At 62.2% G+C, this 15,862-nt stretch carries 13 protein-coding genes; 7 read left to right on the top strand and 6 right to left on the bottom strand.

Annotated elements, in window-relative coordinates:
* Positions 1–103: 103 nt before the first annotated feature.
* The 6 genes from MA04_RS09630 to MA04_RS09605 all read left to right on the top strand — a co-directional run bounded on the left by MA04_RS09630 (position 104) and on the right by MA04_RS09605 (position 8,416).
* Entirely contained in the window at positions 104–2,812 is a 2,709-nt protein-coding gene (locus MA04_RS09630) for a [protein-PII] uridylyltransferase (protein ID WP_014994266.1), read from the top strand.
* Positions 2,813–2,832: 20 nt separating this feature from the next.
* Complete coding sequence (gene dapC, locus MA04_RS09625) at positions 2,833–4,014, top strand: succinyldiaminopimelate transaminase (RefSeq protein ID WP_014994265.1); 1,182 nt, start codon at positions 2,833–2,835, stop codon at positions 4,012–4,014.
* Positions 4,015–4,047: 33 nt separating this feature from the next.
* A complete protein-coding gene (locus MA04_RS09620) occupies positions 4,048–4,392 on the top strand; it encodes an ArsC family reductase (protein WP_262460253.1) in 345 nt (114 codons plus the stop codon).
* A 64-nt stretch (positions 4,393–4,456) separates the two neighbouring features.
* A complete protein-coding gene (dapD, locus tag MA04_RS09615) occupies positions 4,457–5,491 on the top strand; it encodes a 2,3,4,5-tetrahydropyridine-2,6-dicarboxylate N-succinyltransferase (protein ID WP_262460252.1) in 1,035 nt (344 codons plus the stop codon).
* Between the two features lie 23 nt (positions 5,492–5,514).
* The gene (dapE, locus tag MA04_RS09610) at positions 5,515–6,645 is read left to right on the top strand and encodes a succinyl-diaminopimelate desuccinylase (RefSeq protein WP_262460251.1); all 1,131 of its coding nucleotides are present in this window, start codon (positions 5,515–5,517) and stop codon (positions 6,643–6,645) included.
* A gap of 196 nt (positions 6,646–6,841) precedes the next feature.
* Positions 6,842–8,416 carry an aldehyde dehydrogenase family protein gene (locus MA04_RS09605; protein ID WP_262460250.1) on the top strand — a complete coding sequence of 525 codons (1,575 nt, stop codon included), beginning with the start codon at positions 6,842–6,844 and terminating at the stop codon, positions 8,414–8,416.
* 140 nt (positions 8,417–8,556) lie between these two features.
* Here the strand turns inward: MA04_RS09605 and MA04_RS09600 are convergent, their stop codons facing one another.
* Both MA04_RS09600 and MA04_RS09595 read right to left on the bottom strand, forming a co-directional pair.
* Complete coding sequence (locus MA04_RS09600) at positions 8,557–9,426, bottom strand: DMT family transporter (RefSeq protein WP_262460249.1); 870 nt, start codon at positions 9,424–9,426, stop codon at positions 8,557–8,559.
* 29 nt (positions 9,427–9,455) lie between these two features.
* Positions 9,456–10,319: a Dyp-type peroxidase gene (locus MA04_RS09595; protein ID WP_262460248.1), complete on the bottom strand. Its 864-nt coding sequence runs from the start codon at positions 10,317–10,319 to the stop codon at positions 9,456–9,458.
* A gap of 211 nt (positions 10,320–10,530) precedes the next feature.
* On the opposite strand from MA04_RS09595, the gene plsB reads away from it, so the two are divergent.
* The gene (gene plsB, locus MA04_RS09590) at positions 10,531–13,035 is read left to right on the top strand and encodes a glycerol-3-phosphate 1-O-acyltransferase PlsB (protein WP_041716968.1); all 2,505 of its coding nucleotides are present in this window, start codon (positions 10,531–10,533) and stop codon (positions 13,033–13,035) included.
* Between the two features lie 137 nt (positions 13,036–13,172).
* On the opposite strand, the gene MA04_RS09585 is transcribed toward plsB, so the two are convergent.
* Genes MA04_RS09585 through tsaB form a run of 4 tightly spaced genes read right to left on the bottom strand, consistent with a single transcriptional unit; the run spans position 13,173 to position 15,851 of the window.
* Positions 13,173–13,865, bottom strand: coding sequence for a class I SAM-dependent methyltransferase (locus tag MA04_RS09585; RefSeq protein WP_262460247.1), 693 nt, complete (start codon positions 13,863–13,865; stop codon positions 13,173–13,175).
* A 50-nt stretch (positions 13,866–13,915) separates the two neighbouring features.
* The gene (locus tag MA04_RS09580) at positions 13,916–14,731 is read right to left on the bottom strand and encodes an undecaprenyl-diphosphate phosphatase (protein WP_262460246.1); all 816 of its coding nucleotides are present in this window, start codon (positions 14,729–14,731) and stop codon (positions 13,916–13,918) included.
* Positions 14,732–14,736: 5 nt separating this feature from the next.
* A complete protein-coding gene (locus tag MA04_RS09575; RefSeq protein ID WP_014994255.1) occupies positions 14,737–15,174 on the bottom strand; it encodes an acyl-CoA thioesterase in 438 nt (145 codons plus the stop codon).
* Positions 15,174–15,851 (bottom strand): tRNA (adenosine(37)-N6)-threonylcarbamoyltransferase complex dimerization subunit type 1 TsaB, encoded by a 678-nt coding sequence (gene tsaB, locus MA04_RS09570; protein WP_262460244.1) that lies wholly within the window; start codon positions 15,849–15,851, stop codon positions 15,174–15,176. Before tsaB ends, MA04_RS09575 begins: the two co-directional genes overlap by 1 nt.
* Positions 15,852–15,862 lie beyond the last annotated feature (11 nt).

The raw sequence follows: 15,862 nt of genomic DNA, 5'->3' as shown, positions 1-15,862 counted from the left end.
GTGGTTTGTGTAGAATGAGCGGACGGCACCGCCAGCCCGGTGGCTCGTCCAACCCGGAGGCCGGCCTTGCGCCGGCCCCTTCTTTTATGTGGCAGGTTCCAGCATGACGTTGACGCCCCCTCTGAGCCAGTCCGACCTTCTTGCACGCCTGCGCGGCACCGACCAACCGGGACAGACCGCCCGGGCTTACCTGGAGGAAGGACAGGCGCAGTTGGACGCCGCCTTTGACCAGACTCCGATCGAGGATCTGGTGCACAGCCGCGCCACCCTGGTGGACCGGGTCCTGATCGCCGCCTGGTCCCTGTTCGGCCTGGACCATCTGAGCGACGCCGCCCTGGTGGCCGTGGGCGGCTATGGCCGCGGCGAACTGCACCCCTATTCCGATGTGGACCTGATGGTGCTGTTCCGCCAGCGCCCGGACGAGCAGGCCTGCGGTTCCCTGGAAGGCTTTGTTGCCTTTCTTTGGGACATCGGCCTGGAAATCGGCCACAGCGTACGCTCCCTTGACGAGTGCGTGGCCCTGGCGGCCGAGGACATCACCGTCGCCACCAATATCATGGAGGCACGTACCCTGGCCGGCGATAACGCGGTCCTGACCGCCCTGGCCGAACGCACCGCCCCGGACCGGATGTGGCCGGCGGACCGCTTCTTCGCCGCCAAATGGGACGAGCAGACCGCCCGCCACGCCAAGCACAACGACACCGAATACAACCTGGAACCGGACCTCAAGAACGCCCCCGGCGGCCTGCGTGATTTTCAGATGATCTCCTGGGTGGCGCACCGGCATTTCGGCGCCGACAGCATCGACACCATGGTCGAAGCGGGCTTCATCACCCGCAAGGAACACGCGCTGCTGCAAAAATGGCTGGCCGAGCTGTGGCGCATCCGCTGGGCGCTACACACGCTCACCGGGCGCAATGAAAACCGGCTGCTGTTCGACCATCAACGGCAACTGGCGGACCGCCTTGGATACCGGGATTCCGACGCCAACCTGGCGGTGGAGCATTTCATGAAAGGGTTCTACCGGGTGGCGCTGGCCATGTCGGTGTTCAACGAAATGCTGCTGCAGTTGTTCGACGAAGCGATTCTGCGCTCCGGCACCCCGGAACTATCCACCCCGAAACAAAGACGCCCGCTCAACCGCCGCTTCCAGGCGCGCAACGATTACCTGGAAATCAGCGCTCCGGACGTGTTCCAGAAGCACCCTTCGGCGATGTTGGAAATGTTCGTGCTACTGGCCCAGAACCCGGACCTGAAAGGCATTCGTGCGGAGACTATTCGCGCGCTGATCGAAGCCCGGCCCACCATCGACGATCAGTTCCGCAACGATCCGGCCAACACCGCCCTGTTCATGCAGTTGCTGCGCAGCCCTCACTCGTTGTTCACCCAGTTGCGGCGGATGAAACGCTACGGGCTGCTCGGCAAATACCTGCCCGAGTTCGGCCGCATCATCGGCATGATGCAGTACGACCTGTTCCATATTTACACCGTCGATGCCCATACCCTGCTGGTGATCAAGAACATGCGCCGGCTGCGTTATGACGACATGCGCGAAACGTTCCCGCTGGCCAGCGAGGTGTTCTACCGCCTGCCGAAGCCGGAACTGCTGTATGTCGCCGGCCTCTACCACGACATCGCCAAGGGCCGCGGCGGTGATCACTCCGAACTGGGAGCCGAGGACGCCATTGCCTTTTGCCAGCGCCACGGCCTCAGCAACTGGGACGGCAAACTGGTGGCCTGGCTGGTGCGGAACCATCTGACCATGAGTGTCACCGCCCAGCGCAAGGACATTTCCGATCCGGACGTGGTGCACGAATTCGCCCGCGTGGTCGGCGACCTGGTGCATCTGGACTACCTTTACGTGCTCACCGTGGCGGACATCAATGCCACCAATCCGAGCCTGTGGAATTCCTGGCGCGCCTCGTTGTTGCGCCAGTTGTACGTGGAAACCAAGCGCGCCCTGCGCCGCGGCCTGAACAACCCGCTGGACAAACAGGATTGGGTCGACGAAACCCACGAAGCGGCGCTTAAAATGCTGATGGATCGCGATCAGGATCCGCAGGCGGTGGAAGCACTGTGGGCCAACATCGGCGATGAGTATTTTCTTCGCGAAACCCCCTGGGATATCGCCTGGCACACCGAGGCGCTGCTCGGCCGCCCCAATCCGGAAGATCCGCTGGTGCTGATCCGTGAGAACCAGATGGGCCAGGGGCAAACCGAAGGCGGCTCGCAAATCTTTATCTACACGCCCGATACCCAGAATCTGTTCGCCGCCACCGTTAACGCCCTCGACAGCCTGGGCCTGACCATCATGGACGCCCGCATCATCACCAGTGCCGACGGCTTCAGTCTGGATACCTACATCGTCCTGGACGAACATGGCACGCCGATCGGCGATGATTGGCCGCGTATCGAACACATTCGCCAGACCCTGACCGAGACGCTCAAACACCCGGAGAAGTTCGGCACCACGGTAAGCCGGCGCATGCCGCGCCGGCACAAGCATTTCGACGTGCCAACCCAGGTGGTGATCAGCAACGACATCGTCAACGATCGCACCGTGGTGGATATCCACACTCTGGACCGCCCCGGCCTGCTGGCCCACATCGGTCGCATTTTCGTGCAGTTCGAACTGCTGGTGCAGAACGCCCGCATCGCCACCCTGGGAGAACGGGTCGAGGATGTGTTCTTCGTCACCGACCTCAACGGTGATCCGGTGTCCGACCCGGAACTGTGCCAGCACCTGCAGGACACGCTCATGCAGGAACTGGACAAGCGCAATCAGAACGACACTTATTCCACCACTTTTTGATCAAGGAGCGCCGGCGCCTCATGAATCCGGATTTGGAGCAGCTGCATCCCTACCCTTTTGAAAAACTGGCGACGCTGTTCAACAACCTGCCCGCCTCGGACAAAGCCCCGGTGTCATTTTCCATCGGCGAACCACAACATCCGGCACCGGAATTCGTGCAGCAAGTGCTGCGCGAGAATACCGCTTTACTGTCCCGCTATCCGGCCACCAACGGCCTGCCGGAACTGCGCCAGGCCATCGCTGACTGGCTGGTGCGCCGCTTCAAACTGACCGCGGTGGATCATGACCGGCAGGTGATTCCGGTGAACGGCACCCGCGAAGCGCTGTTCGCCTTCACCCAGGCCCTGCTGGACCGGCAGCGCCGGCCATTGGTACTGATGCCCAATCCCTTCTATCAGATCTACGAAGGCGCCACGCTGCTCGGCGGTGGCGAGCCGGTGTACCTGCCGTGCACCAGCGCTTCCGGCTTGCAACCGGATTTTGACGCGGTCGGTGAAGACGTGTGGATCCGCACTCAATTGCTGTTCATCTGCACTCCGGGCAACCCCACTGGTGCCACCCTCTCCAAGGCACAGCTGAAAGCGTTGATCCAACTGGCTGACAAGTACGATTTTGTCATCGCCTCCGATGAGTGCTACTCGGAAATCTATCAGAATCAGGCGCCCGCCGGCCTGCTGCAGGCCTGCGCGGAAATGGGCCGCCACGACTACCGCCGCTGCGTGGTGTTTCACTCCCTGTCCAAACGCTCCAACCTGCCGGGGTTGCGTTCCGGCTTCGTCGCCGGCGATGGCGAAATCCTGCAACGGTTCCTGCGCTACCGCACCTACCACGGCTGCGCCATGCCGGTCCATCACCAGCTGGCCAGTATCGCCGCCTGGAACGATGAAACCCACGTGGAAGCCAACCGCGCCCTGTACGTGGAAAAATTCCGCGCGGTGCTGGACATTCTCGGTGACGAACTTAAGGTATCCGCCCCGGACGCGGGCTTTTACCTGTGGCCGCGCACACCCATCGACGACGAAAGTTTCGCCCGTCAATTGAAGGCGGAAGAGAACGTCACCGTGTTGCCCGGCCGCTATCTGTCTCGCACCGTGAACGGCCGCAACCCCGGTAATAACCGGGTGCGCATGGCGCTGGTGGCGGAGCTGGACCAGTGCGTGGAAGGCGCCGAGCGCATGCGCGCGCTGATCAAGCGTCTGTAACCGCCGGCATATGAACACAGCAAGGAGCTTACCGTGGCCACTACCCTTTACGGCATCAAGAACTGCGACACCATGAAGAAGGCCCGGGTCTGGCTGGACGACCAGGGCGTGGAGTACGTGTTTCACGATTACAAAAAGGAAGGCGTGCCGGAAGCGGAATTGCGCCGCTGGATCGATACCCTGGGTTGGGAAACCGTCATCAACCGTCGCGGCACCACCTGGCGTAAACTGGACCCGGCCGTGCGCGACAACATGGATGCCGAACAGGCCGTGCCCGTGGCGCTGGACAATCCATCCATTATTAAACGGCCGATCCTCCAGCACGGAGAGGCCCTGGTGGCCGGCTTCAACGCCGACCAATGGCAAGCCTTGTTCTAAAAGAGTTTTGTTTTAATTAGCGTCGGGCGCCCCGGTCTGACGTTCGACGCCAAAGGAGATTGTTATGAGCACGATTTTCGCCTTCGCCCTGGGTTGCGGTACCAAGAACCGCGATGACAACTGGCTGGAAGTGTTTTATCCGGATCCTTACCTGAATCCGGATCCCAAACTGATTGAGGTCGTGCGTGAGGAAGTGGGCTACCAAGGCGGCAATGCCGCCCTGGAACTGACCCATCGCCAGGTGCAACACCTGGCCCGGGAATGGCGTGAAGCCGGTTTCGAGCATGAGGCCAGCTACGCGGTGGCGTTCCAGGAATCCGAGCGACCGGTGGTGCTTACCATCCTGGAAACCGATGCCGAGCCGGCCTCCACCCCGGAAGCCTATCTGAAGCTGCACCTGCTCTCCCATCGCCTGGTGAAACCCCACGGCGTGGTACTCAGCGGCATCTTCCCGCTGCTGCCGAACGTGGCCTGGACCAACGAAGGCGCGGTGGATCTGGAAGAGCTGCCGGAGCGTCAACTGCTGGCCCGCCTCAACGGCAAGCTGCTGGAAGTGAACAGCGTTGACAAGTTCCCGAAAATGACCGACTACGTGGTCCCCACCGGCGTGCGCATAGCCGATACCGCCCGGGTCCGCCTCGGCGCCTATGTGGGCGAAGGCACCACCATCATGCACGAGGGCTTCATCAACTTTAACGCCGGCACCGAAGGCCCGGGCATGATCGAAGGCCGCATCTCCGCCGGCGTGTTCGTCGGCAAGGGCTCCGACATCGGCGGTGGAGCTTCCACCATGGGCACGCTGTCCGGCGGCGGCAACATCGTCATTTCCCTGGGCGAAGGCTGCCTGCTCGGCGCCAACGCCGGCACCGGCATCCCGCTGGGCGACCGTTGCACCATCGAAGCGGGCCTCTACATCACCTCCGGCACCAAGGTGGAAGTGCTGGACGAAAACGGCGACGTGGTCGATACCGTCAAGGCACGGGATCTGGCCGGCAAATCCGATCTGCTGTTCCGCCGTAACTCGGAAAGCGGCGCGGTGCAGTGCCGGACCAACAAGAGCGCCATCGCCCTGAACGAAGAACTGCACAAGCACAACTGACGCCCACACCGACACGGGAGCCCATGGTGAGCAAAACCCTCGACTACGCCCGGGAACTGATCCGCCGCCCTTCCGTTACGCCGGAAGACGAAGGGTGCCAGGACTGGATGATCGAAAAACTGGAAGCCCTGGGTTTCCAGTGCGAAACCCTGTGGTTCGAAGAGGTGCGCAATCTGTGGGCGCGGCGCGGCAACGGCGGCCCGCTGTTCGTCTTCGCCGGGCACACCGATGTGGTGCCCACCGGGGAACGCGAGGAATGGACCCATGATCCGTTCGCCCCCACTATCGACGGAGACTTGCTCTATGGTCGCGGCGCGGCGGACATGAAAGGCTCCATCGCGGCCATGCTGGCGGCGGTGGAGGATTTCGTCGCCGCCCACCCCGATCACCACGGCAGTATCGGTTTTCTGATCACCGCCGACGAAGAAGGGCCGTCGATGAACGGCACCGTCAAAGTGGTGGAGTATTTACAGGGACGCGACGAGGCCATCGATTACTGTCTGGTGGGCGAGCCCTCCTCCACCAACACCGTCGGCGATGTGATTAAAAACGGCCGGCGCGGCTCCCTCGGCGCCGTGCTCACGGTCAAAGGCATCCAGGGTCATGTGGCCTACCCCCACCTGGCCCGAAACCCGGTGCACCAGGCCACTCCCGCCCTGGCGGAACTGGCCGCCGAGGAATGGGACCAGGGCAACGACTTCTTCCCCGCCACCAGCTTCCAGATTTCCAACATTCAGGCCGGCACCGGCGCCACCAACGTGATTCCCGGCCATTGCCGGGTACTTTTCAATTTCCGTTTCTCCACCGAACTCACCGAAGCGATATTGCGCCAGCGCACCGAGGCGATTCTGGACAAACACGGCCTGGACTATGACTTGCAATGGACTCTGTCCGGGCAGCCGTTCCTCACCGATCGCGGTGCCCTGGTGGACGCCACCGTGGCGGCGATTCGCCAGGAAACCGGCCGCGATGCCGAGTTGTCCACCGCCGGCGGCACCAGCGACGGCCGCTTCATTGCCCCCACCGGCGCTCAGGTAGTGGAACTGGGACCGGTAAACGCCACCATCCACAAAGTGGACGAACACACCAGTATCAGCGAACTGGATACCCTCACCGGAATCTATCGACGGGTGCTGGAAAACCTTCTGGTGTGACTTATTAGGTCGCTACGAAGCCGCTGTGGGAAGCTTGCTTGCAAGCGAATGGGGTTACTTCGGACGTTGGCAATATTCGCTTGCAAGCAAGCTTCCCACAGCAGCCCTCATCCCCGGCGCCCCGGCCATGGCATGGCTTTCCCGATCGCTCCACTATTACCGCCAGTGATTCAATGTTGCCGCCGGAGCCGTAACCATGACCGTCGTGATCGACACCAACCCCGCCACCGGCAAAGCCGTAGCGGAACTTAATGAAACCGACCTCGCTACTCTGCCGGAACGTTTCGAGAAGGCGCGTCAGGCGCAGCGGATCTGGGCCGCCAAATCGTTCAAGGAACGCGCCGTCCACATCAAGCGCATGCGCAATTACATTCGCGACAACGCCGAGGAACTGGCGCGAGTGGTGAGCGAAAGCAACGGCAAAACCCTGGTCGACGCCCTGGCCACCGAAGTGCTGCCCTGCGCCCTGGCCTGCCAGTGGTACAGTCGCAACGCGGAGAAAGTCCTGGCGGCGAAACGCCGCCCCGGCGGCAGTCTGTTGTTCGCCAATAAACGCACCGAGATTCGCCGCCTGCCCCTGGGCGTGGTGGGCATTATCAGCCCCTGGAACTACCCGCTGTCGATTCCGTTCGGTGAAATCATCATGGGCCTGATGGCCGGTAACGCCGTGCTGTTGAAGGTGGCCGCCGCCACCCCGGCGGTGGGCCGCGCCATCGAGGGCATCGTCGAGGCCGGCCGGTTGCCGGACGGGTTGTTCCAGCACATCGTCGGCTCCGGCTCGGCAGTGGCCACCGCCTTCTTTGAAAATGGCGTGGACAAGCTTTTCTTCACCGGCAGCGTCAACGCCGGCAAGGTGCTGATGGCCCAGGCCGCGCAAACACTGACGCCGCTGTCGCTGGAGCTGGGCGGCAACGACCCGATGATCGTGCTGGCCGACGCCGACCTGGAGCGTGCCAGCAACGGCGCCGCCTGGGCCGGTTACCAGAACGCCGGGCAAAGCTGCGGGGGTGTCGAGCGCGTCTATGTGGAAGCTTCAGTGTACGATGACTTCGTCGAACTATTGGCGAAGAAAACCCGCGCCCTGCGCCATGGTCCCGGCAACGATAAAAGCATCCCGGTGGACATTGGCAGCCTCACCACAGAGGGCCAGAAACGCACGGTGGAACAACATCTGGAAGACGCCCTCGCCAAAGGCGCGCGTATCGAGGCCCAGTCACGACCGGTGGGCGAGGTGGAAAACGGCTATTTCCTGCCCGCCACCCTGCTCACCCAGGTCAGCGACAACATGCTGGTGATGCGTGAAGAAACCTTCGGCCCGATCATTGCCGTCACTGCTGTGGCCAACGCCGAGGAAGCCCTGGAAAAAGCCAACGACTCCAAATTGGCCCTGACCTCCTCGATCTGGACCCGCGACAACAAAAAAGGCCGCGCCCTCGCCGCCCGGCTGGAATCCGGCGTCACCACCCTCAATGACCACCTCTACAGTCATGGCCTGTCGGAAACCCCCTGGGGCGGCTGGAAGGAATCCGGCATCGGCCGCACCCACGGCCCGGAAGGCCTGGAGGAAATGACCCACGTCAAAGCGATCAACTGGGACTTACTCCCGGCCAAGCGTAACCTCTGGTGGTACCCCTTCGACCACGCCACCTACAAGGGCCTGCTCAACGCCCTGTACTTTGCTTTCCCCAAAAGCCCGCTGCAATGGCTCGGCGCCAGCCTGAAGCTGACTCCGTTCCTGGTCCGGAAAATGTTTGGGAAAAGCAGAGACTAGTTAATAAGTAACAAGTAACAGTGAATAGTGAAAAACACCGTTGCAGGGACGCATGAGGGGATTTGCAATGTGCACAAAACCTTTTCGGTGGCTCTTGTTTTCGTTGTTAACTATTCACTGTTCACTATTAACTGCTCTTATCATTCCCATATAACAATCAATAACCCACTGACCACGATCAATCCAATCCCGGCCCAGGTCCAGGGGTCGGGGAAGTCGCCGAAGATCAGCCAGCCCAGGGTGACCGCGGAGACCATTTCCATATAGCTCACCGGGGACAGGACCGGGGCGCTGGCGTATTCGAAGGCGCGGATGATGAGAAAGTGCGCCAGGGCGCCCACCGAGCCCATCAACAGCATCAGTCCCCAAGTGGCCGGGTCCGGCCAGCGCCAGACCATCGGGACGATTAAACTGAGCACCGCCAGGCCAAACACCGAGGTGTAAAACAGCGTCACCGAGGGACGGCCGCTGCCGGACAGGCGCCGGGTGGTGAGCTGGTACAGCCCGTAGGACACCCCCGCCCCCAATCCCAGCAATGAGGCCCAATGGAACTCGCCCCAGCCGGGACGGATCACCACCAGAGTGCCAAGGAAACCCACCGTCACCGCGATCCAACGGCGCGGGCCAGCGCTTTCGCCCAGGATCAGCGGCGCCAGAGCGGTACTGACCAGCGGCCCGAGAAACGCCAGAGCCAATGCATTGGCCAGCGGCAAAAAGGCAATGGCACCGAAATAACAAAGGGTGGTACTGAGCAGGAAAGCACTACGGATCACCTGCAGGCCGGCATGGCGCGGGATCAGCGCGGACAAGGGCAAGCGCCAAAGCAGCAGTGCGCCAAGCAGCAGGAAATGGAACAGATACCGGGCCCAGGTAACCTGAACCACGTGGTATTCGTCGCTGAGGTATTTGGCCAGGCTGTCCATCAACGGCAGGATGCCGACGCCGGCGGCCATCAGCAGGACACCGGTGAGGGCCCGTGGGGCCGGCGCCGGTGCGGGCGGCGGAGCCATGCCGACCTGCCCGCCCGTTTGCCGGTGGTTCAGAGCGCGCTCAGCCATTCCTGGCTGGGCGCGTACCACCAGGAGCCCGTGACCGGCCTGCTGTAATCCAGCAGACGATCGCGAACACCGTCGACCATGCCGTACATACGCCGTAGCAGGAACTCGAAACGTTCCCGCTCGCAGGTGAAGGCGATGAAGTAGGAACCGTGCTCGGTGGTGGTGCCATAGGGTACCGAGCGCCGCCAGATTTTCTGCGGCACACCATCATGGTCCACATCGGTGCGGCCAACGTGGGAGTTCTCCGGCATGTTCTCCTCATCGAACTCCACCGCGTCGGCCTTGGTACGGCCGAACACCTTTTCCTGTTCTTCCACCGGCAGGGCGTTGAAGCTTTCGAGTTTATGCACCCATTTCTGCGTGATCATCCAGCTGCCACCCGCCCCGGGCTGCCCTTCCGGAATCACCGCGGCGGCCAGAGCCTTGTCACCGGTGGGGTTGCCAATGCCATCGACGAAGCCGGACAGATCGCGCATATCGTGGTAAACGAAACCCTGAACCTCCAGTTGCAGAGCCAATACCTCACGCAACCGCCGCGACGCCGCCAGGGCGGTGTCAAACAGGTCACTGGGATTTTCCGCCTGGATCCAGATCAACAGATCCCCCTGCGTGGAAGGCGCCTTGCCTTCCAGGGAGAACGGCGGAAAGGTGAATGAGCGGGACAGCTTCCGCCACAGCCCGGGGCCGAACGCCATCAACAGCGGGGTGCTGGCCGGTGCCCGCGCCAGCACATCGCGCAAGGCCTGGCGCACCCCGTCCATGTCGGCGCCAGCGCCGAGGGCGAATTCCAGGAAAAGATGATGGGTATAGTGACGGTCAAACAGGCCGGCCTGGTGTTCGGACACGGGTTACTCCTTTAATACGGGGGTATCGCGAATCAGGATGATCGCGGATTGCGGGAAGAAATGCCATACGGACGGAGCGGTTAATCGGTCCCGGTAACGCTATGACCGTGGATACCGTTCGATTCCGCGCCAGTGTGAATCACCATGGTGGGCGCCATCGGTCCGCGTCCGGTAGAATCGACCTCTACCCGGATACCCAAGAGCTCGCTTTATGAGTCCATGGCTAGGCCTCGACCGACTGTTGTTTTTGCTGATCCGCGCCTTCATGCGGCTATGCACCCGCGCCACGGCACTGCCGGCGGATCCCGAAGAATTGCAACTGGACCCGAACAAACCGGTGGTCTATGTAATGCGAGATCGCTCCGTGGCAGACGCCGCAGTGGTGCATCAGGCCACTCGCAAGCAGAAGCTGAGTGCCGCCAATTCCTCCCTGAGTCTGGGCAAACAGCATCTGCGCCGCAGCTATTTCTACTTGTACAAACGCGGAGTGACGGGCACCCGGCAACGGGATGCCCTGGTGCCGCCGCGTCTGCGGAAACTGGTGCGTGCCCTGCACGACAACCCGGACCTGGATGTGCAATTAGTGCCGGTGTCGGTGTTCTGGGGACGCCAACCGGAAAAGGAAAATTCCCTGTGGCGGATTCTGTTCTCCGATACCTGGGCGCCACCGGGTTTTATCAAGAAGTTTCTTATCATTCTTACCCAGGGCCGCGATCTGTACCTGCAATTCAGCCCGCCGGTATCCCTGCGCGTGCTTGCCGACCAGTCCGATGATGTGGACCAGGTGGTGCGCAAGACATCCCGTGTTCTGCGGGTGCACTTCCGCCGCCAGCAGGAAGCGGCCATCGGCCCCGACCTGTCTCACCGGCGCACCCTGACCAATGACATCATTCAGTCTCCGGCGGTGCGCCAGGCGATCCAGGAAGAGATCGCCAGCAGCGAGGACAAGGAAGAGAAAGTCACCGCCCGGGCCCGAGGCTACGCGCTGGAAATCGCCGCCGACTATTCCCACACCGTGATCCGGGCGCTGGAGCTGTTTCTCAACTGGGTCTGGAACCGCCTTTACGATGGCATTCGCCTCTATAATCTGGACAATCTCACGCAGGTGGCGAGGGATCACGAAGTGATCTACGTGCCCTGCCACCGCAGCCACATCGACTATTTGCTGCTGTCCTTCGTGGTCTATCGCAATGGCCTGGTGCCACCGCATATCGCCGCCGGTATCAACCTGAACCTGCCGGTGGTGGGCACCATTCTGCGGCGCGGCGGTGCTTTCTTCATGCGTCGCAGTTTTCGTGACAATCCGCTCTACGCGGCGGTGTTTTATGAGTATTTGCACACCATCACCGCGCGCGGCTTTTCCATTGAATACTTTATCGAAGGCGGCCGCAGCCGCAGCGGCCGCATGCTGCAACCCCGCACCGGCATGCTGGCGATGACCCTGCGCAGCTTCCTGCGCGATGCGCGCAAACCCATCGCTTTCGTACCGGTCTATGTGGGCTATGAAAAGGTCATCGAAGGCGGTTCCTATATTGGCGAACTGCACGGCAAGAAAAAGAAAAAGGAATCGGTCTTTGGGCTGCTGAAATCCGTAAAAGTGCTGCGCAGCCACTTCGGCCAGGTGCATGTGAATTTCGGCGAACCGATCAAACTGGTGGACTTCCTCGATGACCACCGGGAAGGCTGGCGCGGCGAGACACTGGACGCCCAGGAGTCCCCGGATTGGTTCAAACAGACGGTCAACGCCCTGGGCCAGGAAGTGGCCACGCGCATCAACGCCGCCGCCGTGGCCAACCCGGTCAATCTGATCAGCCTGGCGCTGCTGGCAACGCCCAAACACACCATGGATCTGCAACAGCTGCGGCAGCAACTGCAGCTGTATATCACGCTGCTGAACGAAGCCCCTTACAGTGACACCGCCTGCCTGGCGGACACCGACGCCGATGCCCTGATCGACTACGGGCTCAAACACGAGTTTCTGTTGCGAGTATCCCACCCCCTCGGCGACGTGGTCACCACCGATCCGGCCACCGCGCTGCAAATGGCCTATGTGCGCAACAACAGCCTGCATTTGTTCGTCTTGCCGGGACTGATCTGCTCGTTGTTCTTCAATGCCCGCAGTCTGAATCAGAGCACGCTGCAGCGCATGGTCGCCCTGCTCTACCCGTTCTTCCGCAACGAGTATTTCCTGCACTGGCAGGAAGGCGACGAACTGACCGATGCGGTCAATCGCATCGTCGGCATGCTGGAAGCACACGGTCTGGTGGAACGTGACGGCGATTGCCTGCACGGCGCGCCGATTCACACCGTGGCATCGGACATGCTGGCCCATCTGGGTCAGACGGTGATGCCGTCCCTGGAGCGCTATTATCTGACCATCCGTCTGCTGGTGCAGTACGGCGGCGGTCGGCTCGAAGCGGAGCAACTGGCGGAGCTCGCCAGCCGCACCACGCAAAGACTGTCGCTGCTGTACGAATTCAATTCACCGGAGTTTTTCGACAAGGTGGTGTTACGCACTTTCATCCAGCAGTTGCTGGACACTGGGCTGGTGTGGAAGGACGAGGCCGGCATGCTGCAGTTCGGCGATCATCTGCGGGCCCTGGATGACGAAGCCCGCCGTATTCTCAGCACCGACGTCAGTCAGGCGATCCAGCGGGTGACGCGAGTCCCGGAGCTGGAACGAGCGCTGGCGGACGAGCCGCACAGCCAGACGTAGAGATTCGCTTGCAGGCAAGCTCCCACAGCGGCTTCGTAGCACAACTGTGGGAGCCAGCCTGCTGGCGAATCCCGCCGCACATTCACTTGCGGACAAGTCCTCACAGTGGCTCGTAGCATCTTCCGTGGAAAACCGCGTCACTTGCGGACGGAGGGTGAAGTGTAGACATCAAAGCGAACGGTCTTGCCCTCGAGACTGTGCGAGGCCGCCACCGCCGCCAGCGGCGGCGCCCGTCGCGGACGCTTGACCACCACCTTGCGCGCGTCCAGGCTCCGCGCCATGGCCAGCAACGCCTGCTCCTCGTCCTCATCCGGGTACCGACACAACTGCTGCAACCAGCGCAAATCCTGCTTTACCGCCGCGCTTTTGTCCCTGGGCGGAAACATGGGATCGAGAAACACCGCGTGGAACGGTCCTTCCAGAACAACCGTCAGATCCCGCGCGTCGGCAAGCGGCAGCAGAGTGAGATGGGACGCCAGCGGCGTGCCCGCCGCACGCGCCAACCCGTCCGCCAGCAAGGCATGCAGCACCGGCTCGCGCTCCACCATTAGTACCTGAAAGCCGGCTTGGGCCATCAACGCTGAATCGCGGCCAAGGCCAGCGGTGAGATCGCAGACCCGCGCCGGCTCGTTGACGACTTTCCCCAACGCCTTGATCAATCGCTCATGACGCACCCGGTCCGCGGCCAGACGGTACCCCTGGCGGCCACCGAGGAAATCCACGCACAAAGGCACCGCTTTTTGCGCCGGCGCCCACAAGGAAAGGCGGTCTTCGACACGCCCAAGCACCAGTTCAATGCCTTGCTCCCGGGCACTGGCCACATCCTCCACACGAGGGACACCCTTCAGGTCCGGGGCGCCGGGGAGACAGGCCAGAGGTATCAAGACAGCGCCGTTGCCGAATAAATAACGTAGAACAGCACACCGCCCAGCAACAGCCGGTAGATCATGAACGGCAGCATGCCAATGCGATCCAGCAAACGCAGGAAGAACACAATGGTCAGGTAGGCCACCACACCACTGACCACCACGCCCAGGATCAGGTGCAGCCAGTCCACCGGCACCGTGCTTTCCGCCAGATCCTTGGCCTTGAGCAGGCCGGCGCCAAGAATCACCGGTATCGACATCAGAAAGGAAAAGCGGGCCGCGTCTTCACGGCGAAAGCCCAGCGCCAACGCCGCGGTGATGGTAATGCCACTGCGCGAGGTGCCGGGGATCAGGGCCAGCGCCTGCGCCAAACCAATCAACAAGGCACTGCCCACGCCCATGGTCTCGGTACCGCGCCGACGCGCGCCGAGCACGTCCGCCAGCCACAGCAGCACGCCAAAGAACACCGTGGTCACCGCGATCACCATGGCCGAGCGCAATTCGTTCTCGATCAGATCCTTGGCCAGAAAACCGGCGGCCACCGCCGGTATTGTCGCCAGCCCCACCAGCAGGGTCAGACGCAACTCGCTGTTCATGGTGCTGGTGCGGATCCCCTTCAGGCTGCCACCGGTCATCGCCAACAGATCCCGGCGGTAATACACCACCACCGCCAGCAGGGTTCCCAGATGCACCGCCACGTCAAAAGCCAGCCCCTGGTCGGGCCAGCCGAACAGGGCCGAGGGCAGAATCAAATGAGCGGAGCTGGAGATGGGCAGGAATTCAGTAAGGCCCTGGATCAGGGCCAGGATAACGGCTTGAAAGGCATCCATTCGGCTCAGTCTTCCCGGGCGGTAAGTTGGTAACCGGACAAAAACTCCGGCGGCATACGGCGGGGTTTGCCCGAATCCAGCGCCACGCAGACCCAGCGGGTACGGCCACGCAGCAGCGTCAGCCCATCGGATTCACGGATGATTTGATAACGGCGGGTGATACTGATGCGCTCGTCGTTCTCCACGATCCAGGTGCCGACCAGCAGAGACTCCCCTTCAAACGCCGGCGCCAGATAATCCACTTCGGTACGACGCGCCACCATGCCACGGTTGAGCTGCTGGTATTTGTCCCAGCCCAGCCCCAGCGCCTGGGTGTGGTGCCAGGCGATCTGCTCCATGAAACGCAGATACTCGGTGTTGTTGACGTGGCCCATGACATCAATGGCCTGCTTCGGCACCACCACTTGCAGATGGTGCACATTCGGCAAATCCCACTCGATCATTACTTGCTCCCTATCTGAACCACCCGATCGCGCAAATAAACCGGCTGCGCCTGCTCGGCCGGCACGGTGCGACCTTCCCGTACCGCCGCCACCGCCAGACGAGCCACGGTGGCCGCGCGAGGCATCGCCTCGGCGTCCATCCCGGCCCAGGTCAGGCGGTCGCGCAGCGCGTCCTGATAAACCGTTCCGGAACCGGCCAGCAGCCAGTCGCCGCCATCCAGCACGGGAATCCGTTCCGGTGCGAACACCCCTTCATCACACAGTGCTTCCACCTTGTCACCGCCACAACGATAGGCGCCGAAATACACTTCCCCCATGCGGGCGTCGAACACCGCGACGATCCGTTGAAAGCGGGGATGGCGATCATGGGCGGCCAAGGCACAGGATGCCAGGGTGGAGACACCGACCACCGGCAAGTCCAGTGAAAAGGCCAGCCCCTGCACCACCGAGGTGGCGACGCGCACCCCGGTGAAGGAACCCGGGCCCTGACCAAACGCCAGCGCGTCCACCGAGGAGAGTTCGATGCCCGCTTCGACCAGGAGTTCCTCCACCATCGGCAATACTCGTTCGGTTTGCCGGCGCGCGCCGGGTTCGAACTTTTCCAATACGGCACCGTCCTGCCACAGCGCCACGGAGCAGGCGTCGGTGGCGGTTTCGATGGCGACAATACGGGTCATCGGCTGGCTAC

Origin of the sequence: Alloalcanivorax balearicus MACL04 (genome assembly GCF_025532145.1) — a bacterium.
GTDB lineage: Bacteria > Pseudomonadota > Gammaproteobacteria > Pseudomonadales > Alcanivoracaceae > Alloalcanivorax > Alloalcanivorax balearicus.
This window is presented reverse-complemented; position numbering and strand designations above follow the sequence as displayed.